Origin of the sequence: Laspinema sp. D2d (assembly GCF_025370755.1) — a bacterium.
In the GTDB taxonomy this organism is placed as follows: domain Bacteria; phylum Cyanobacteriota; class Cyanobacteriia; order Cyanobacteriales; family Laspinemataceae; genus Laspinema.
Map to the genome: position 1 here is coordinate 1 of NZ_JAMXFC010000068.1, position 16,866 is coordinate 16,866.

The 16,866-nt window shown below is 48.2% G+C and carries 22 protein-coding genes; 14 read left to right on the plus strand and 8 right to left on the minus strand.

Annotated features, from left to right (window positions below; all coding sequences use genetic code 11):
- Positions 1 to 212 precede the first annotated feature (212 nt).
- The 5 genes from NG796_RS25780 to NG796_RS25800 all read left to right on the plus strand — a co-directional run bounded on the left by NG796_RS25780 (position 213) and on the right by NG796_RS25800 (position 1,904).
- Positions 213 to 464: a hypothetical protein gene (locus NG796_RS25780; RefSeq protein WP_261210308.1), complete on the plus strand. Its 252-nt coding sequence runs from the start codon at positions 213 to 215 to the stop codon at positions 462 to 464.
- 47 nt (positions 465 to 511) lie between these two features.
- Complete coding sequence (locus NG796_RS25785; RefSeq protein WP_261210310.1) at positions 512 to 709, plus strand: hypothetical protein; 198 nt, start codon at positions 512 to 514, stop codon at positions 707 to 709.
- Between the two features lie 95 nt (positions 710 to 804).
- Entirely contained in the window at positions 805 to 1,113 is a 309-nt protein-coding gene (locus NG796_RS25790) for a type II toxin-antitoxin system VapC family toxin (RefSeq protein WP_261210312.1), read from the plus strand.
- Between the two features lie 126 nt (positions 1,114 to 1,239).
- Positions 1,240 to 1,482 (plus strand): DUF2281 domain-containing protein, encoded by a 243-nt coding sequence (locus NG796_RS25795; RefSeq protein ID WP_261210314.1) that lies wholly within the window; start codon positions 1,240 to 1,242, stop codon positions 1,480 to 1,482.
- Positions 1,482 to 1,904, plus strand: coding sequence for a type II toxin-antitoxin system VapC family toxin (locus NG796_RS25800; RefSeq protein WP_261210316.1), 423 nt, complete (start codon positions 1,482 to 1,484; stop codon positions 1,902 to 1,904). Before NG796_RS25795 ends, NG796_RS25800 begins: the two co-directional genes overlap by 1 nt.
- Before the next feature lie 62 nt (positions 1,905 to 1,966).
- On the opposite strand, the gene NG796_RS25805 is transcribed toward NG796_RS25800, so the two are convergent.
- Positions 1,967 to 2,185, minus strand: a complete 219-nt coding sequence (locus NG796_RS25805; protein ID WP_261210317.1) for a hypothetical protein — start codon at positions 2,183 to 2,185, stop codon at positions 1,967 to 1,969.
- Between the two features lie 478 nt (positions 2,186 to 2,663).
- Between NG796_RS25805 and NG796_RS25810 the strand changes: the two genes are divergently transcribed.
- Both NG796_RS25810 and NG796_RS25815 read left to right on the plus strand, forming a co-directional pair.
- Positions 2,664 to 2,855, plus strand: a complete 192-nt coding sequence (locus NG796_RS25810; protein ID WP_261210318.1) for a hypothetical protein — start codon at positions 2,664 to 2,666, stop codon at positions 2,853 to 2,855.
- Positions 2,848 to 3,189, plus strand: coding sequence for a type II toxin-antitoxin system PemK/MazF family toxin (locus NG796_RS25815; protein WP_261210319.1), 342 nt, complete (start codon positions 2,848 to 2,850; stop codon positions 3,187 to 3,189). The genes NG796_RS25810 and NG796_RS25815 overlap by 8 nt, the downstream gene beginning before the upstream one ends.
- A gap of 25 nt (positions 3,190 to 3,214) precedes the next feature.
- Here the strand turns inward: NG796_RS25815 and NG796_RS25820 are convergent, their stop codons facing one another.
- Positions 3,215 to 3,703, minus strand: coding sequence for a hypothetical protein (locus NG796_RS25820; protein WP_261210321.1), 489 nt, complete (start codon positions 3,701 to 3,703; stop codon positions 3,215 to 3,217).
- A gap of 123 nt (positions 3,704 to 3,826) precedes the next feature.
- Here NG796_RS25820 and NG796_RS25825 point away from each other — a divergent pair, with 123 nt between their 5' ends.
- Positions 3,827 to 4,894, plus strand: coding sequence for a hypothetical protein (locus NG796_RS25825; protein ID WP_261210323.1), 1,068 nt, complete (start codon positions 3,827 to 3,829; stop codon positions 4,892 to 4,894).
- Between the two features lie 63 nt (positions 4,895 to 4,957).
- Here the strand turns inward: NG796_RS25825 and NG796_RS25830 are convergent, their stop codons facing one another.
- From NG796_RS25830 to NG796_RS25840, 3 genes are all read right to left on the minus strand, one after another.
- Positions 4,958 to 6,043 (minus strand): hypothetical protein, encoded by a 1,086-nt coding sequence (locus NG796_RS25830; protein ID WP_261210325.1) that lies wholly within the window; start codon positions 6,041 to 6,043, stop codon positions 4,958 to 4,960.
- Between the two features lie 173 nt (positions 6,044 to 6,216).
- A complete protein-coding gene (locus NG796_RS25835; protein ID WP_261210327.1) occupies positions 6,217 to 7,167 on the minus strand; it encodes a tyrosine-type recombinase/integrase in 951 nt (316 codons plus the stop codon).
- A gap of 116 nt (positions 7,168 to 7,283) precedes the next feature.
- Entirely contained in the window at positions 7,284 to 7,613 is a 330-nt protein-coding gene (locus NG796_RS25840) for a hypothetical protein (protein ID WP_261210329.1), read from the minus strand.
- Positions 7,614 to 8,026: 413 nt separating this feature from the next.
- On the opposite strand from NG796_RS25840, the gene NG796_RS25845 reads away from it, so the two are divergent.
- A complete protein-coding gene (locus tag NG796_RS25845) occupies positions 8,027 to 8,482 on the plus strand; it encodes a hypothetical protein (RefSeq protein WP_261210331.1) in 456 nt (151 codons plus the stop codon).
- Positions 8,483 to 8,830: 348 nt separating this feature from the next.
- Positions 8,831 to 10,189 carry a TrpB-like pyridoxal phosphate-dependent enzyme gene (locus NG796_RS25850; protein WP_261210333.1) on the plus strand — a complete coding sequence of 453 codons (1,359 nt, stop codon included), beginning with the start codon at positions 8,831 to 8,833 and terminating at the stop codon, positions 10,187 to 10,189.
- A gap of 230 nt (positions 10,190 to 10,419) precedes the next feature.
- Here NG796_RS25850 and NG796_RS25855 read toward each other — a convergent pair whose 3' ends face one another.
- The 3 genes from NG796_RS25855 to NG796_RS25865 form a co-directional block, all read right to left on the minus strand.
- Complete coding sequence (locus NG796_RS25855; RefSeq protein ID WP_261210334.1) at positions 10,420 to 10,668, minus strand: hypothetical protein; 249 nt, start codon at positions 10,666 to 10,668, stop codon at positions 10,420 to 10,422.
- Positions 10,669 to 10,747: 79 nt separating this feature from the next.
- On the minus strand, positions 10,748 to 10,915 hold the full coding sequence (locus NG796_RS25860; protein ID WP_261210335.1) for a hypothetical protein: 168 nt from the start codon (positions 10,913 to 10,915) through the stop codon (positions 10,748 to 10,750).
- 329 nt (positions 10,916 to 11,244) lie between these two features.
- A complete protein-coding gene (locus tag NG796_RS25865) occupies positions 11,245 to 12,969 on the minus strand; it encodes a DUF4157 domain-containing protein (RefSeq protein ID WP_261210336.1) in 1,725 nt (574 codons plus the stop codon).
- Between the two features lie 904 nt (positions 12,970 to 13,873).
- Here NG796_RS25865 and NG796_RS25870 point away from each other — a divergent pair.
- The 4 genes from NG796_RS25870 to NG796_RS25885 all read left to right on the plus strand — a co-directional run bounded on the left by NG796_RS25870 (position 13,874) and on the right by NG796_RS25885 (position 16,702).
- Positions 13,874 to 15,025: a patatin-like phospholipase family protein gene (locus NG796_RS25870; protein WP_261210338.1), complete on the plus strand. Its 1,152-nt coding sequence runs from the start codon at positions 13,874 to 13,876 to the stop codon at positions 15,023 to 15,025.
- 131 nt (positions 15,026 to 15,156) lie between these two features.
- Positions 15,157 to 15,402, plus strand: a complete 246-nt coding sequence (locus NG796_RS25875; protein ID WP_261210340.1) for a hypothetical protein — start codon at positions 15,157 to 15,159, stop codon at positions 15,400 to 15,402.
- 74 nt (positions 15,403 to 15,476) lie between these two features.
- Positions 15,477 to 15,635: a hypothetical protein gene (locus NG796_RS25880; protein ID WP_261210341.1), complete on the plus strand. Its 159-nt coding sequence runs from the start codon at positions 15,477 to 15,479 to the stop codon at positions 15,633 to 15,635.
- A gap of 419 nt (positions 15,636 to 16,054) precedes the next feature.
- The gene (locus tag NG796_RS25885) at positions 16,055 to 16,702 is read left to right on the plus strand and encodes a 2OG-Fe(II) oxygenase (protein ID WP_261210343.1); all 648 of its coding nucleotides are present in this window, start codon (positions 16,055 to 16,057) and stop codon (positions 16,700 to 16,702) included.
- The last annotated feature ends 164 nt before the right edge of the window (positions 16,703 to 16,866 follow it).

The window sequence follows — 16,866 nt, forward strand, 5'->3', positions numbered from 1 at the left end:
ACACGGCGTCTGCCGAGACCATTACCACGCGCACACTTCGGGCATTACCCTCCGCTTTTCGCGTGAACGAATCGCACCAGTAATTAAATAATATCAACATTGAAACGATGGAGGGGTTGAGTCAGGAGCAGGGAGTTGTGGAAAAATGACCGGGGAGAATTGACGAGAGCCTTGCGGGAGACTCGGTTGAACTGGGGCAACTTTGAGGGGTGGTGGGTGAGGGTCCAAGCCGGGGAAATATCGCGAAGCGTGTCTTCACTAGAATCGCCCTCATCCTCTACGAAGAACCCACCGACTCACCCCCTCAAGGCTTTGATCCGGCAGTCCTCAATCAACTCACCCGGTTTAGCCATCCCCCCATTGCCGTCATACTTAAACAACTCCTGACTGATTGCCGACTACCGCAATTCCTAGCAACTGACCTCGATTTAGTGACAAGGATTCTTCAGTGGTTGCAGAATTAGAATCTTAAAAAGGTACAATTCACAGTAAGCCTTCAAGGAAAAAAACAATGCCCCTTATCAAAATTCCAAAGCAGTATTTAATCGAGCAGAATGAAGATTTTATTACAGTGGATGTCCCGGCTTCAGTGGTGTTGATGTGGCAACGCGATTATGCCCAAGTTGCCAGAGCAAAGGGATTACTAAAAGACAAGCGGGACAAGATGCTGGCCCATCTCGACACAGTACGTCAGGAGTGGGACCGATGAAGTATCTCTACGACACCAACATCTTTATTTACTACCTGGCTGAAGAGTCAGCAGTATTGCCGCTTTTCGAGTAAGCATTTCTCAGCCACCATGAGGTGATTATTTCCCCTATTGTGCGAATTGAGTTGCTGAGTTTCCCAGAGTTATCCAACGAAGAAGAAGCGGTAATTGCAGATTTGTTGATGCAGTTTGAACGAGTGCCCCTATTGCCCCAAATCGAAGAGCGCACCATTCAATTACGGCGACATCACCGCCTCAAACTTCCCGATGCCTTGATTGCTGCAACTGCATTGCACTGCTCTGCTTGTGTGATGACTAGAAATGTGAATGATTTCAAGCGAGTGCCTGAGTTAACATTGTGCAATCCCTTTGAAGGGGTGAAAGAGAGTAATGATACATATTAGCCATAATTCCTGGAAAGCCACCCGGATTTAGCGAGAACGATCCTTCAGTGTTTGCACCATTTGGAACGATAAGAGGAGATCGGCTATCCCCCCTATAATAGTCATAGACCATTAAGCCAACTAACCATGCTTACCCTAGAAATAGCCATCCAAAAAATTCAACAATTGCCCCCTGACCAATGGCAAAAGGTACTTGAATTCATAGAATTCTTAGAATATCAATCTAGCCACCACCAAAAAGCACCCAAAACAATAGAACCCCCTGAAGTTTCATTCGCCGAAGCAGCTAAGGAATTTATTGGCTGTCTCGATAGTGACTTAGAGGATCTGTCCCACAATCCTCAATATTTAGAAGAATTAGGTCAATAATGAGTCCCCAAATTATTGTAGCCACTGGAGTTTTAATCGCTTTTATATTGCCAAAAGATAACTTTCATTCTTGGGCTGTTAACCAATTTTCAAAAATTACCGCCCCCGTCCTCACCAATGAAGCCGTAATCACGGAAGCCTGTTTTCTGGCCCGAAGAATTCATCAAGGCCAAGCAACTATTTTAAAATTAATCAAACAAGGACATCTGGTTATACCCTTTACCTTAACCCAAGAAATAGAAGCGATAGAGAGCCTCATGCAACGGTATGTTTCAGTCCCTATGTCATTAGCCGATGCCTGTTTAGTGAGAATGAGTGAAATGTATGAAGATAGCCAAATTATCACCCTAGATAGTGATTTTAAAATCTATCGAAAACACAGAAACCAAACGATTCCGAGCATTATGCCACCGGATAATTAATCTGCATAGACTGATACCGATTGATTAGAAAATAGCCCCGAAATGACTGATATCGCTTCGGATTAGACATTTTGCGGGTGCTTCTGTTCCGTTTCTAAAAACTGCATGAGTTGTTCGGCTGCCCCATTAGATGTATGCAATGAATGCATAATTTCGGCGACTTCATTACCGACACTAATTCCTTCTTTTTTCGCCAACTCAGCCGTTAAAAACTGGATAATTTGGAACTTCTCAGCCCGAGATAACTGTTGCAGTTGCGCCAATAATTCAGAATTTGACATAAAGCCACCAGGAAATCATTTTTTCATTTTACTACAATGGACTACTGACAAAAATGGGCTGGGGACACCAGTGCCATTGCAAAAAACACAGAGCCACCCGGCACCTCGGCTGAACTGCGCCGCCACCTCAAAACCCGGAAACGCCGTAACCTCGAACCCCACCCTCTCCGCTCCTATAAGGCAGCCTGCATATTTTCCGTCCCTAGGAAACAGACCCCCACTCGTGAAGCGTCTTAAGCAGAAGAATCGCTTTTTTTTTACCAAAAACTGACCAGGGAAATAGCACTTGCCTTAAACACCGAGGAACCCCGCCATCTGCCAGTTAAAAGGCTTTCCCGCCAATCAACTATATCTGATATCAGCCATTGAAACCGGGGGAGCGGAGATTTGAGAAATCCGGTTGCTCCGGTTGACTTGGGATACAATTAGAATTGACCTTAAAACCTGATTTTGGATAGCGAAGCTGACAGCAATCATAATGAATACCTTAGCTCAAGAACTTCTCAAAAACTTTGATGATTTGCCGGAGACCGAACAACAGGCACTCGCTGTTGAAATACTGAAACGGGTTGTCAATTTTGACGTTCCTCCCTTAACAGATGAGGATTTAGTCCTCAATGCAGAAGAACTATTTTTAGCATTAGACGAGCAAGAAACAGATTATGAGTAGTCCTAACCGGGGAGAAGTTTGGCTTGTCGATTTAGGTTACACTGCCAAGGTGAGGCCCTGTCTTGTAGTGAGTATTCCGGCTTTGATGCAGGATAGAGCATTAATAACATTGATTCCTCACACCACCAGCCCTAGGGGTTCACGTTTTGAAGTAGAGATTAAAACCAGGTTTCTCAAGCCCGGAGTTTTCGATACGCAAAACTTGATTACTATTCCTCATGTAAAGCTCCTAAAAAAATTAGGTGAATTAAACCCAGAGCAGTTGTCAGAAATTGAAAAAGTTTTACGCTTTTGGTTAGGGTTGGAAAGTCCGGATTCTGAGCAATTAACATAGCCTCGGGAGCACTAGGTTTATATAATTAGCCCACTTCACCGATCTCGTATGAGCGCAACCGTTCCAGGGGTTTGGGATTTCTGCGGTTAATCGTATAGATACAGATATCGGTATCCAGTAAAATTTTTATGCCATTGGCTCTCGTTCCATTGTTCGGGATTGAGCGCGCTCGATTTGCAGCACCGTAGAATTCCTCAATGGCATCAAACATCACCTGCGAGGGGTTTTCCTTGGGCAGCAAGACCACTGCATTGCCCAATCGTTTAATTACGACTTCATCCCCAGAAAAGCGATAACAAGAGGGCAAGTGTACCGCCTGACTATTGCCACTCATAAACAGCTTTGCCGTTTCCTTATGTAGCTCCGTATATACAGATCCGACTATACCCCGGTTTATAGCAAATATTGCTCTGCCTGGTGCGGCTCTAGGGTATTCCAGGCGGGCGGGCGCATGGCTATGGGTCGCTGCATTGATGAGGGCCACCGCAACGAGGGAATAGCTCAATCCAGCCAATCAGTCTCATAAAACCTGTCAACAAGTTTTAGAATAGAGCCAGAGTTAGCCAGTCAAGCCATGAAACCGAAAGGAGGGCGGGGCAAGAAAGCGCCCTACCAAACCAAGTTGATGAGGGTGCCGGTGCCAGTGGAATCTCAGGTGATGCAACTGTGCGATCGCTACCGTGAGTTTATCGAAGCTGGGGGGAATCCCCAAGAACCGCCACCGATGCTGGAATCTCCTAACCGATCGCAACAGGAAACGCCACCATCGATGCTGGAATCTCGCGAGGGATTGCTCTCGGGTAAAACTGGGCGAGCACAACTGATTGAGGAGTTCGCACCCCTGGCGTTCGAGGCAATCGGTACGACTGGGGAAGATTGGGCCGCTAAGTTGAGCGAGTTCTTGGAGGAATTGGCGAGGGCGATTGCCTGCGGCATAGCTCCGCTTACCGACACCATCAAGCAGCAGACCGAACCCGAGCCCCAGCCAGTCCCCGAGCCAGAGCCAACCAAACCGCGCTCGAAGCACGAAAAAATCTGGGATGAGTTGAACGAGCGGCAGCGGGTTTATCTCCAGCAGATTTTCGAGATTGACCAGGACCGGGAGGAGTCCGAGCATGGTGCTTGGAATCGTGGAGAGCGGCCTCGTCCTGCTGATGAGTGGCGGTGGATTGAGTATCTAGAGCTATTCGGAAACTCATCCCAACTCAGGCAGAAACTAAAAGCGGCGGATGTGGTTGACCCAGGAACAGGCAGCACATTCAAGGCACTCGCCAAGAGCAAGCTGATTGAAATTGACTACTGCTATCCAGTGAAAGACTGGTTCAAATGTAAGCTGACTCGGTTGGGACGTGCCGTGGTCCGGGTTGGATTGGGTATCCAGTCGGCGAAAAAGTTGCCCGCAAGGACGCTCCGGGATTATCAGTGGAAGGCACTCGTAGCCGCATGGCAAGCTGGGGATGAGGGGTTGAGGCCAGACGGGGAGCGCTCAGGAGACTATGGCGGCCACAGTTGGCAGCATTGTTGGCTGCGGCTGCGGGCTTGGGACGACAAGATGCGTTACGGCAGAAATGGGCTAGTCCGGGAGTTCCACAAAGACTTGAAAGTGCATCTGGGCATCACCGAAGAAGGGCGCAAGTTTTATCGGGAAAACTGGCAGAAATACCACGAACTTTATCCCGAAGTGGAAGCACCAGAACCCGAGTGAATCGGATGCCCTCACCTCGAATCTGTAGCAGCCCAAGTTCACGGCTTCCACCGGCACATCACCTTACTCCCCCGATTCTTGTTCTGCTTCTTGTTCTGCTTTAACCGAGCGTGGTTTGGGCTTCGGTTGGGGAGGTTTTGCCTGCTTGGACTTAGCCTTCGAGGGGGTGGCCTTTGACTTAGAGGGTGTGGCCTTTGCCGATACGGGGGTGGCCTTTGCCGATACGGGGGTGGCGTTCTTTCTTTTCTCCTTTTGGACGGTGGCTTTATCGTCGTTAGATGCCTTGAAAAATTTGGGTGCTTTTTCTAAGGGTGGCGCGAGTAATGCCACAAACTCAAACCCGTCTTTTGCCGGGATAAACTTCGCTTTGAGTTGTAGAAACAGGGGACGACCTTGCTCCTCTTTTTCGAGTTTAGGGTTGAAACGGAATGGCTTAAAGGGCGCGTCTTTCCATATCAACGGCACATGGGTCGCTTTCATGAAATTGACCTTTTTTTTAGCCGCAACTGCGGGGTCTAATTTCTTTAAATTCTGGTGGATGCTTTCGTCAAAATTGCGGAATATCGAGATGACCGGAACCCGACAAACTGGGATGAACTGCCACAACCCAGAGAGCTTAAACTCAAAATCTTCTAGCTGCATGGAGATGGCGGACGAGGCTGAATCTTTCTCAAACCCGACCAACTGAAAAGCAAGCTGATGGGGTTGCTCCTGCTTCGGGAAGTGCATCACCTTGGGATAAACAATGAGCCGTTGCGTTGTACTTCCCGACTGTTTTATTTCTAGTTTTAAGGCAACCATCGCCGACATTAACCTCGGCTTAAACAAGAGTCGATATTCCTTACCCCCCACCGTCACTTTTGCCATAATACTATCATCCTCAAAGCTAACCTCACCGGGGAGGATGCCGACGGCTTGAAAAAATGCACCATTATGTTCGGGTTCCGGTTCAGTTGTTTCAGCAGTTTCTAATTCGGTTGATGGTGGAGTTGTTTCAGCAGATTCTAATGCTGGCGGTGGAGTTGTTTCAGCAAATTCTAATGCTGGCGGTGGAGTTGTTTCAGCAGATTCTAATTCGGTTGGTCCTTTAGTTGGATCGGCAATTTCTACTTCAGATGCAGTCGGTTTGAGTTGGGCTTTATCGCTCATTGTTCAGGCTGTTTTTTCTTTGCTAGTATGATAACGAAAATTGCCCAGTTGAGTTTAGAATCACCGAAGTTTTTCGGGTTGGGTTCGGTGTGGCTATTGCCTTGATTCGAGCCAGTCGCCTCCGTTGGGAAGCAACCGAAAAAACTCAACGGCTACTCAACTGCAACGAGCTTTTAAAACTCCAGCTTCTGCACCGCCGCCCGCTTAGTCTCCTCGCCTCTGCGGTCATAACGGACGGTAGTCCCAATATTCGAGTGACCCGCAAGCTGTTGGACTGTGGCAAGGTCCACCCCTTTATCGAGCAGGTTCGAGATAAACGTGCGCCGAAAATCATGGGCCGAGAACGGTTCCAACCCAGCCACCTTGCCCCATTCTTGCAGCCGCAATGCGATCGCCTCACTGGTAATCCGCTCGGGGACAATTTCGCCCCACCATTGACAGTGGTAAAACAGGGGTCCGGCTCTACGTCCGCGCAAACTCACCCAGTTTTCCAGCAACTCTAGGCTACCGGGCCGCAGGTAGGTTTGACGGTACTTTTTGCCTTTACCTTGTCGGACAAGAAGTCCGCGCGTTTCCCAATCGCAATCCCGATAGTCCAGGGCTACCACTTCTGCGCGTCGCAGTCCAGCAGACAAACAGGCGACTGCGGCAGCATCCCGAGTCCCGATGGCCGTTTCTGATTCAATGCAAACTTTCACCAGGACTTGAATCTCCTCGGGCTGCAACAACCGACCCCGTAACGGAGCGTCACCACGAATCCGGTCAACCGAGACCGCATCCTCATAATTATCAGCATCTATCAACCGCAACTTCCGTGCTGCTTTGAGCACTTGCTTGAGCGCAGTCAACTTCAAATTAGCGGTGGACGGCGGGTGAGTTTCGAGCAAAATTGCCCGGAGTGCTGCGGTATGTTCGTAGCGTAACTTAGACCAGTCCAACGTTAGGCGATCGCATTGACCGGCACTCAAAACCCGGGCGCACCAGTTCAAGTTATGACCCATCGTGCGCCTGCTACTTTGCGCAAGTTGACTCAGATAGACCGCAGCGGGATGGCGGGTGAGCGGCAACGGCTCAAGTAAAGCCAACGGGTGCGGATGTTCAGCGGATTCTACTAATAAATTCATGGAGCCGCTCTCCCGAACGACTGGGGATATTCAAATCGTCGCATAGCAGGAGAGATTTTAGCGAAATATCGGCCTCCAATAAACTAACTTGGCGTGCATCATTCGTTTACTTCCCATTAAAAAAAATTACGGAAAGCATACACCCCGTGAGGTGACTTAATAAAGCAACATCCCGGAAGGCCCCCGGGGTAGTGCCGTTCAAAGTCTTGAGGGTCTGCGTATTCCCCAGCATAGGCGTCTTCAAAAGAGGCGATCGCGCTCTTAGGGTTTTCCTCAAGTACCAGGTAGGCGCGGAAAGGTTCACCCCATTGGCGGATTGCTTCTTCTAGCTGGAATTGAATCGGACGCTTGAGGGTCTTTTGAATACGGCCTACATTCCGCATCATTTGGGCGATTTTGCCTCCAAAACCGAATCTCAGTTGCTTAAGAAACGCTATATTTTCCATGTTTCTTTTCCTAAATTTATTTGATTTAGTCCATAAGGGCGTGATCTCGATTCCGTCAGCCCTGAAGAAAAACTCTAGTCCCGAGTCCGTAACCCAGTCACCAATATTAATACCCCACGAGCAAGGATGAAGGATGTCACCCAGGCAACAGCGGCTGTTATCCAGACAACAAAGGCCGACGGGTCTAGCTCAGGACTTTGCATCTGGCCTTCATCCACCTTGCAGCGGTGAGGGTAACCACCACACTCAGGTAAATCCCTATTTCCACAAGTCTGACCGGCGCAAACCAGTCAATTAGACCATTCCAACGAATTCAGGGTCATGCCTTAAATGGGTTGTAAATGGCACGCAATTCGAGGGCAAATCACCGGCTATCATGGAAGAGCAAGGCACAACTACAGCACGGACGAAGCATGACACCGCCAACGAAACGGATTGTGGGCTATTTGCCGGTGGAATACCACAACCGGCTTAGGCAGTACATGGACGAGGAAAACCTAGGCGAGAGTGCAGCGCTAGTGCAAATTCTGCGCGAGTTTTTTGATGGCAGACAGCAGAATCCCGAACTCGACGCACTCAAGTCCGAACTGGTCCAGTTAAAGCAACGGATGGCGGTGGTCGAGGCGGTCTTGAGTGCAGGGCGTGGAGGTGGCAGCAGACGTAGCTCCATGCCGGTGATGAGCGAACCGATTAAGCCGAAAGCGCTGACCACGGCAGAACTAGCCGAACGATTGAAGGTGACAGCCCAGGAAGTTGACGAGGCACTGCTGCAAGGGGTCGAGGATTTTAAGAAGTGGAGTCGTAGTCGGGACCCGGCGCTGATCCGTTGGGAGAAACGGGGCGAGTTGTTTTACCAGGTGGAGCGCTGAAGCGGGGAACCAGGCGACTGCGAAGGGTCTCCTTGAAGAGAATCGCTCCTGGACCCCTCACACCAAACTGAAAGGGTTTACAGTTTGCAAGGTTAATGTTGAGTTGTGCTTTTTGCGATCGCGATTAAATTAAGGAAAATCGACTTGGCAAGAATCGCGCCAAACTGAAAGGGTTTACACTTTCTTAGGCTAGTGTTGCGAGTCGAGCGAGGCCATCCTAGCAGTGATTGAGTCGGCTGCCTGAGCGACGGATTGAGCGATCGCCTGGAACGAAGGAGCAACCCACCTTCAAAATCAACGAAAATAGAACCATTAAAACAAACGAACACGACTTTCTCGGTTAACAACGTGGATACAATCAAATATCTCTTGTCAGAAGACCAGATGCCCACGGCTTGGTACAACATCCAGGCCGATTTACCTAGCCCTCTACCCCTAGTTCTCCATCCGGGTACAGGAAAACCGATTACGCCCGATGACCTAGCGCCCTTGTTTCCCATGAGCCTGATTGAGCAGGAAATGAGCCAGGAGCGGTGGATAGAGATTCCGCCAGAGGTTTACTCGATCTACCGTCAATGGCGACCCACGCCGCTTTATCGAGCACACCGACTGGAAAAAGCCCTGGATACCCCAGCTCATATTTACTACAAATATGAAGGGGTGAGTCCAGCCGGAAGCCACAAACCGAATACAGCGGTTGCTCAGGCGTATTACAACAAACAGGCGGGGGTGAAGCGGCTGACGACCGAAACGGGAGCGGGACAGTGGGGGTCCTCACTTGCTTTTGCTGGGGCATTATTTGGGCTGGAAGTGCTAGTTTACATGGTCAAAGTCAGCTACAACCAGAAACCCTACCGACGAGCGTTGATGGAAGCCTATGGCGCTAGAGTCGTGGCAAGTCCGAGTGAGGAAACCCAGGCAGGACGTTCGATTCTGGCAACCACTCCCAACAGCACAGGCAGCCTAGGCATGGCAATTAGTGAAGCGGTAGAAGTGGCCGCCCAAGATGAGTCGAGCAAATATGCGCTGGGGAGTGTCCTTAACCATGTGTTGCTCCATCAGACCATCATTGGACAAGAAGCATTGGCCCAGCTAGAAATGGCCGGGGATTATCCGGATATTGTGATTGGCTGTACCGGAGGAGGCAGCAACTTTGCGGGAATCGCGTTTCCCTTTTTAGGTGCAAAGCTACGCGGTGAGCGCGAGGTGGAAATCATCGCCGTAGAACCCGCTGCCTGTCCGACTCTAACCCGGGGCAAGTATGCTTACGATTTTGGCGATACGGCTCACTTGACACCCTTGGTCAAGATGCATACTTTAGGCAGTACCTTTGTCCCGGAAGGCATCCATGCCGGGGGCTTACGGTATCATGGGATGGCTCCTTTGGTGAGTCATGTGGTCAACCTGGGACTCGCACAACCTCGTTGTGAATATCAGTTAGGCTGTTTCGCTGCTGGATTGAGCTTTGCTCAAAGTGAGGGCATTCTTCCGGCTCCGGAGGCTAACCATGCCGTCAAAGCCGCGATAGATGAGGCGTTAAAATGCAAAGAGTCCGGTGAGAGTCGGGTGATTTTGTTTAACCTCTGCGGTCATGGACATTTTGATATGCAGGCGTACATGGACTATCAAGCTCAAAAACTCGTCGATACTGAATATAGTGCCGAGGAAGTGGCAATGGCTCTAGCAGGGCTACCCGTTGTCAGTTAAGCGGGTAACCCGCAGAAGAAATCAGCACCAGAGCGAGTGCCTGCGGTATAGCTGGTGTTCTGTGGCATCTGTCGAAGACTGCACCAGCAAAGACCCAGTTTTTCCATTAAAACAGGGTGAACACAAGTCGCTATTTTTATAGGAAAACCCGATTTGACTGGACTTGTGTTCACCCAGGCAAAGTCTTACCCAGTCTGGTAAGGAGCGATTTAGACCCCGGCGTAACGGATTCAAGCTGACTGTTGCTCGACTTGGAGCGCCTCCAGCAAATCCTCATCAGAATAGGATTTTTCCCACTCACCCTCTAGCTGAATCCGTACCGACTTGGCCCCACCATCCGGAGTGCAGACCACCCAATACAAATCAGTCTCTCCTTTGACTTGAGCTGCCTCCCGGTTTTCCGGCTCATCTGAAAGACCCGCGTAAGCCTGAATACAACTCCAGGTAATCCCCTTGGCATCCGTCACTTCTCTTGGCATTTTGCTACTCCTCTTGTTGCTCCTAATCTAAGCCCCTTCGGTTTTTGATGCCTCTATCCCAATGTGGAAAAGCGATCGGCTATTCCACCCGCCGCAGTTGCCCCTCGACAAACTCCCAGCCCTCCGGTGACCAGTTTTCCTCGGGTTCATCATGATAGGGGTTGTTGATAGTGGCCTCAATGTCAACGGGTTCGCCTAGTCCGAGGAAATCCTGAAAGGGTATATGTATTAATGATGTCTGGGTCATAGTCTTTGCAGGTTTCCTCGGTTGGACCCGATGGATGCGGCGCACAGACTAGCGCATAGTGATGGGCGTTGTATCGGCAGGTTGCACACTGGGGGAGTTTTGGCATGGTTGGAGATCGGCTATTGCATTAAACGGCCCTGTTTAAAATAACTGGCAGGATTTGGTTTCCCGGCTTCCCGATTGAAATTTATATCCGGAACTGGTGGCAATGGGTTCAAGGTGGATTTCAAAGAAAGGTTGATTTGTCACGTTTCTTCCCTCTACAAGAGCAGGCTTAATGCATTACATTTGATTAATACATCAAACAAACATAGCGGACGTTCTAACCATTAGGCTAAAAGTTCCATATAGTCTGATTTTGCACCGTCATATCCTTGAAACACATCTTTCTCATCTTCACTTTCATCATCGCTGGTTTCTGCTCCTTGGTCCTCAGACTGTACTTCGACATTCCCCAACTTTTTCAGCGGGTATTGGTGAATATCTGTCTTCTTGCCGACCTGGGTATCTAACCTCTTTATTGCATTGGTTCCTTGCTTACGATACTCCTTCGCTTTGTCTCCATGTTCGGCTGAGTCGGGCCAGTCTATACTGTAGTATATGGGTAAGTCCCCCGGGATTAAGGGTCCTTGACACAGTTTGCTTCCTCTACAGTTAGCATTGTCTTTTCCACAAGCTTCCCTTTCAGTATAAATCCATTCGGTCTCTATTTTGTATGTTTTACTTAATGCCTTGAGCGCTTCCAATACTGCTCCCTCCGAATGTCTAGTGCCGTCTGCACTCGATCTTGTAACATACACTGTTTCCGTTGCTCCTCCTGTGTGGGTAACCACTACTTTCGCCGTGGCATAATTGTACCCAGATTGCTTTCCTGGCTGTTTTCTTTCTTTTCTCAAACTGCGGGCAAATCGAGCTTTTGTACTACCAAATCGAACTCGCATTTGCTGGGGATCTTTCAGCCTATATTTGCCAATTCCATTGCTGCTTCCAACTTTCCTTGTTTTCTTTAGGGGAACTCCTACCGTAGGGGGTCGATTTTTTTGCCTAGTGTAATGTCCTTTTTGACCGGGGGTGAGCTTCGATTTGTCTACTTCCAATTCAGTTTTAGCTGATTCACCTGTGGTTTTATTGTAATAATCTATTGCGTCTTTTATTGTTCTTTGTATTGTTTTGCCACATGACCGAAATGGTCGGCTACTATGAGCGTTTGTCACTGGTGAGTTGGTTTCCCTTGTCTTTCTTCCTATTTCGTCCGCTTCCCTCTCCAACCCCTTATCATCATTAATCTCGACCCCCTTCATCTGCATCGTGGGTTTTACCCTTCCTTGCTTCTGCTGGACAACGTGCCATGCTTCATGGGGTAAATGCTTCTCTTGTCCAGGCGCTACATGAATCTCGGTCCCTTGGGTATAAGCTAATGCCTGTAATTGGGCAGGCTTAGGCGAGTTGTAATGAACCCTGACATCATCAAGGGAATATCCCGATAGATTTTCGATTTCGGCTTTGAGATTATCAGGTAATCCCGTTTGATTGGCGGGTTCGTCTCCTTTGGCTTGTATCGGTTCAGCAGTCTTTTCAGTGGAGATTTTCCGCTGAATGGGATTGGACTCACTGCTTTGGAGATTAACCTGCGGTGCTTGGATGCGATTCACCACTTGCCGCGCTACATGGTCAGCTTCCTGCTCGTATTTATCCCCCGCTGCACCGACCGTTAGCTTGGCTTGAATGGGAAAATGTGAAGCAGATGGGGGGGTGGGTGGAAACGCTGACAATTGAGTGAGATTATCTTGATGTTTACGTTGAATTTTATGCTGATTTTTTGGACCTTCGATGCCAACTTCTGAGCCGATTTGTTGCGATTCAGATACTGGTTCGGAGTGGGTCAGGCGAGAAAGTAGATTACTATTTTGGGGCGAATGCTCAACGGAAGGAGCAGCAGTGGAATTGTCTTGGGCTTTTGCTTGCACAGCCGGAGCAAAAGGACGGGGAGAAAAAGGGCTTTTTGCGGGTTGCAGGGGTAAGCCAGTCTGACGCGAGATGAATTTTTTGGTCATTGTTTTAAGTTTAAATTCAAACTATTTTGTGTTTTATTTCCATCACTTAAATGTGATATACGTGGCAAATCCCCTGATTCCCAAGTCAAAAAACTGTGTTTTTGTAGCCACGCTTTTTCTTTATATTCACTAAGTTTGACAATTCGTCTCTATCTTAAGGAATAGATTAAATGCAAAATTCAATGTTATAAATTTCTGAATTTAAAGTCTTCAAAGAAAAACCGGATACCATCCAGGAAAATTGTAGTTTTAAGATGCGATCGCTCAAAACATAGCAGTTAGTGGGTCCCTGGGTTTAGCGATCGTTGAGTTTAGTCCGGGCGATCGCTTGTGCAGCTTCATCAGAAGGCGGTGCAATCCGAGGGGACCGAAACCCTGGCAATTTGAGAGGAAAACTCCCTAATTGCAAGGGTTTCGACTAGCGATCGCCTCCGCCAATCTAATCAAAATCACCAGGTCCTGGATTACCCGATTGTGATCGCCTCGGGCCGATAACGGTCGCTTCTGACAGTTATTTTCCCCCAGAGTCCTCTAGGCCGGTTGCAGGTTGTCTCCGGTAAGGGCAATCGGCTCAAGGGTACAAGCAATCTGTCGTAGCACTACTTGTTGTAGTATATAAAAATACGCCATTTCTCGCCTTGACAAAAAGACGCTTGTTAAAAGCCCGTCAATTTTTTGTAAATTGAGCTAGATTTTTATCAAGTTATACACTACTCAAACACGAACGCAAACATCAGCGTGTTGTAATAATGATAGTTGTTAGATTTTAGCCTAAATATCAACTTAAGCAAGCTTTCAGGGCCGAGTAAAGGGAAGATAAAAATTGAGGCAACGAAATCCATTTTCATTATCTTGCTGACCAATCTAAGGCTAATCAAACCCAAAATTTAGAGGAAGAAGGAACATGACATTCAAAATTCTGAGCTTAGATGGGGGCGGCATTCGGGGAGTTTTGTCCGCCAGACTTTTGAAGGAGGTAGAAACTATCATCAGAGAGAAGAAGGGGAAAAAACTGCATGAGTATTTTGATTTAGTTGCTGGGACATCCACTGGCTCAATTTTGACAGCGGGTATTGCTTGTCAGATGGAGGCCCAAGAAATGATTGATATTTACCTCAAATATGGAAAAGACATTTTCTTAGACTCAATTCGTAATCAACGAAAATGGCGGGTAGTTAGTCAAGCGTTTGGAAGTAACGTATTATATCCTCATGAACGGGGAGAGCAAGGGTTAACTAAAGTTTTGCAAAAACAATTGATTCATCGGACATTGGGCAGAACGCCTAAAATTAGCGAGATAGTTAAACCCCATATTTTAATTCCTGCTTATGACGTTTATTCTAGGAATACTACCTGGTTTTATAATAATTATGCGGCTTCGGATCAGGGGTCTTCTGGCAATTTTAAAACATGGTACGACAACATCGAACTCTGGAAAATTTGCACGGCATCAGCGTCGGCCCCTACATTCTTCCCGCCTTATGAGCTTCCTTACAATGGCGACCAAAGCCTACCTCATATTGATGGGGGAGTGGCCTGTAACAACCCATCATTAGTTGCCATTGCTCATGCCTTGTTAACCCAAAAGAAGAATGGGTTAAAGTTGGAGAATATTGCGGTTTTATCCATTGGAACGGGCAATACAACTCATCCCTATCAATATGAAGAAATCAAAGACTGGGGAGCGCTAGACTGGATTAAGAATTTACCTAATATTTTCATGAACCCTGCTGCAAAAAACTCGGAAGATATTTGCTGCCAAATCCTAGAAAGTGCGGGGGGAGATAATTTACGGTTGAATTTCGATTTAAACGAGCGACTCAAAGGCGAACCCCAACAAGGCCGACTACGACTCCCCCTAGATAACCCCTACAACAAATATATCGCTAAACTAAAAAATCAGCAGAAAAAAATCCGGGAAGATATTGACAACCCGGAAAATTGCCCCGACTTAATAGAAGCGGCTGAATGCTATCTTGATTGTGGTAAAGTCAAGTATAAAGATAAACGTATTTCGGTTCGAGAAGCTACTCAAAATTTTATCGAATCGCATTAAACTCGGGTACACCAATGGAGTCCAATTTCTCTACTTTTCAAGCCGGTACAGAAGCCGGATAAATGGACTCCACTTATCCCGGATAGCTGATGATGTAAGCCAAAGTTTCTCGGCGATAATGAACTAGACAAATGCTTTCCGGTTGTGTGTTGCGATCGCATCCAACTGATTCCCTGATTTTTTTGCCTAGTTGCAGTAAGCGAAGCTATGCCCCCCGGACTTATCGCCCCCAACAACAGCCCCCGAAATTCATCAACTCCAATCCTAGCTTTCCGGGTGCAGCTTCCTCAGAATCCAGCCAAATCCAACGGGACCGGCTAGGCCAATCCGAGGCAAAAACTCCCTATTTGCAAGGGTTTCAACTGGGGACCGGCTAAGTCGCTCCGGTCGGACTTGGGGTGTTGGTTGCGATCGCCTTCCGCAATAACTGTCAGCGCTAACAGTTTGAGGATTGAGCGCCGGTGCAGAGGTAGCCAACGGAACCGGACCACCGGGCGATCGCCTCCAACTCATTCCCAAAGTATCGGGACCGGCAGTTATCCGACTCACCAACGCTGGGGACGAGGGGAAGCAACCGGGTCACCGGGCGGTAAGCGGAGCCATGCCGTAGGCTTATCGCCTCAAACTTTTCCCAAAGTGTTGGAACTGGCAGTTATCCATCCCGCCGGTGGGGATAATTCAGCGTTGGAATTCGACCGGGCTTTTTCGAGGTGAAAATTTCGGGGGCGCTCACCTAATAGGGTGCGCCGAGGTGCACCTCCCCCTTACTTATAGCGGGTTAAAGGATTTGTTGGTCTGAGTTTTGCCATCGGTCGAGCGCACTAACGGTTGATCGCCTGTATAGTAATATTTGGCAGTTGCTCCTCGATTGCGACACTTCCGGGCGATCGCCCGCAGTTCAGAAAAACCTTTGACTTAAGTACGCGGACTTAAATCAAGATTATTATGTCCTCCGCGAGAAACGAAGCAATCCCAAGTCTGAGCGATTGCTGCATTTCTATCTGCTGTTTCCTTAAACTTTGATGATTTTTGAGTGCCTTGAAATACTATAGCCAACATCCTAACGCTTTCTCGATCGACTACCTCAACGACTTGCGAGGAGCAATTCTAGCCTCCCCTTATCTAGCAATCAACAACCTCAATCGCGATTTCATTGGAACAAAAGGGTTTTCCGTGGTGTTTCAACGTTCGGAAATTTCCGAAGTAGAACGGCGGTTCCCCTTGTTCAAACCCTATCTAGACCAAGCATTACAGCCTGAATGCAATGCTTTTTACCTTAACCCTTTGTTGCTGGGTGAAGGTTCCCGCGTCGATCCGCATATCGATCGATCTTTGCGATCGTACTGCAAAACAGTTGAACCTCCCGCAGCCGTCAGCGTTTTATACGTGCAAGTACCGCCGAACTTGCAAGGGGGAGAGTTGATACTGCGGCGCAACAAACAGCAAGTCGGACAGATTAAGCCGCAAGCCAACTTGCTGATCTATTTTCAAGGAGATTTGACTCACTCTGTCAACGCTGTTAAAAGTACCGGAACTCGTTTGAGTTTGGTTTGCGAACAGTACAGTTTGAGCGAAACAGAACTGCAAGATATTCCAGGATTCACAGTGGAATCTAGGGCCGTGAAAGCAAAAATTAAGTTCGGTCTTGGGGTGTTGGTTGCGATCGCCTCACAATAACTGTCACCTCCAACAGTTATCCGTCCTGCGCCGGTGCAGATAGAACAATTTCGTAACAAAACTTTACCTCGTGTCCTATTTTGCTGTTAGTGCGATTCGTTCTGGAGAAACCCAGTTTTTGGGGGGATTCCAGGCTTTGATAGAGTAACCTCTCTGGGTTGATT

Bases quoted from the DNA above. Each gene is read 5' to 3' on its own strand.
- NG796_RS25785 (WP_261210310.1), top strand. From the start codon at position 512: ATGCCCCTTATCAAAATTCCAAAGCAGTATTTAATCGAGCAGAATGAA.
- NG796_RS25795 (WP_261210314.1), top strand. From the start codon at position 1,240: ATGCTTACCCTAGAAATAGCCATCCAAAAAATTCAACAATTGCCCCCT.
- NG796_RS25800 (WP_261210316.1), top strand. From the start codon at position 1,482: ATGAGTCCCCAAATTATTGTAGCCACTGGAGTTTTAATCGCTTTTATA.
- NG796_RS25805 (WP_261210317.1), bottom strand. From the start codon at position 2,185: ATGTCAAATTCTGAATTATTGGCGCAACTGCAACAGTTATCTCGGGCT.
- NG796_RS25810 (WP_261210318.1), top strand. From the start codon at position 2,664: ATGAATACCTTAGCTCAAGAACTTCTCAAAAACTTTGATGATTTGCCG.
- NG796_RS25815 (WP_261210319.1), top strand. From the start codon at position 2,848: ATGAGTAGTCCTAACCGGGGAGAAGTTTGGCTTGTCGATTTAGGTTAC.
- NG796_RS25830 (WP_261210325.1), bottom strand. From the start codon at position 6,043: ATGAGCGATAAAGCCCAACTCAAACCGACTGCATCTGAAGTAGAAATT.
- NG796_RS25835 (WP_261210327.1), bottom strand. From the start codon at position 7,167: ATGAATTTATTAGTAGAATCCGCTGAACATCCGCACCCGTTGGCTTTA.
- NG796_RS25840 (WP_261210329.1), bottom strand. From the start codon at position 7,613: ATGGAAAATATAGCGTTTCTTAAGCAACTGAGATTCGGTTTTGGAGGC.
- NG796_RS25845 (WP_261210331.1), top strand. From the start codon at position 8,027: ATGACACCGCCAACGAAACGGATTGTGGGCTATTTGCCGGTGGAATAC.
- NG796_RS25855 (WP_261210334.1), bottom strand. From the start codon at position 10,668: ATGCCAAGAGAAGTGACGGATGCCAAGGGGATTACCTGGAGTTGTATT.
- NG796_RS25860 (WP_261210335.1), bottom strand. From the start codon at position 10,915: ATGACCCAGACATCATTAATACATATACCCTTTCAGGATTTCCTCGGA.
- NG796_RS25865 (WP_261210336.1), bottom strand. From the start codon at position 12,969: ATGACCAAAAAATTCATCTCGCGTCAGACTGGCTTACCCCTGCAACCC.
- NG796_RS25870 (WP_261210338.1), top strand. From the start codon at position 13,874: ATGACATTCAAAATTCTGAGCTTAGATGGGGGCGGCATTCGGGGAGTT.
- NG796_RS25875 (WP_261210340.1), top strand. From the start codon at position 15,157: ATGCTTTCCGGTTGTGTGTTGCGATCGCATCCAACTGATTCCCTGATT.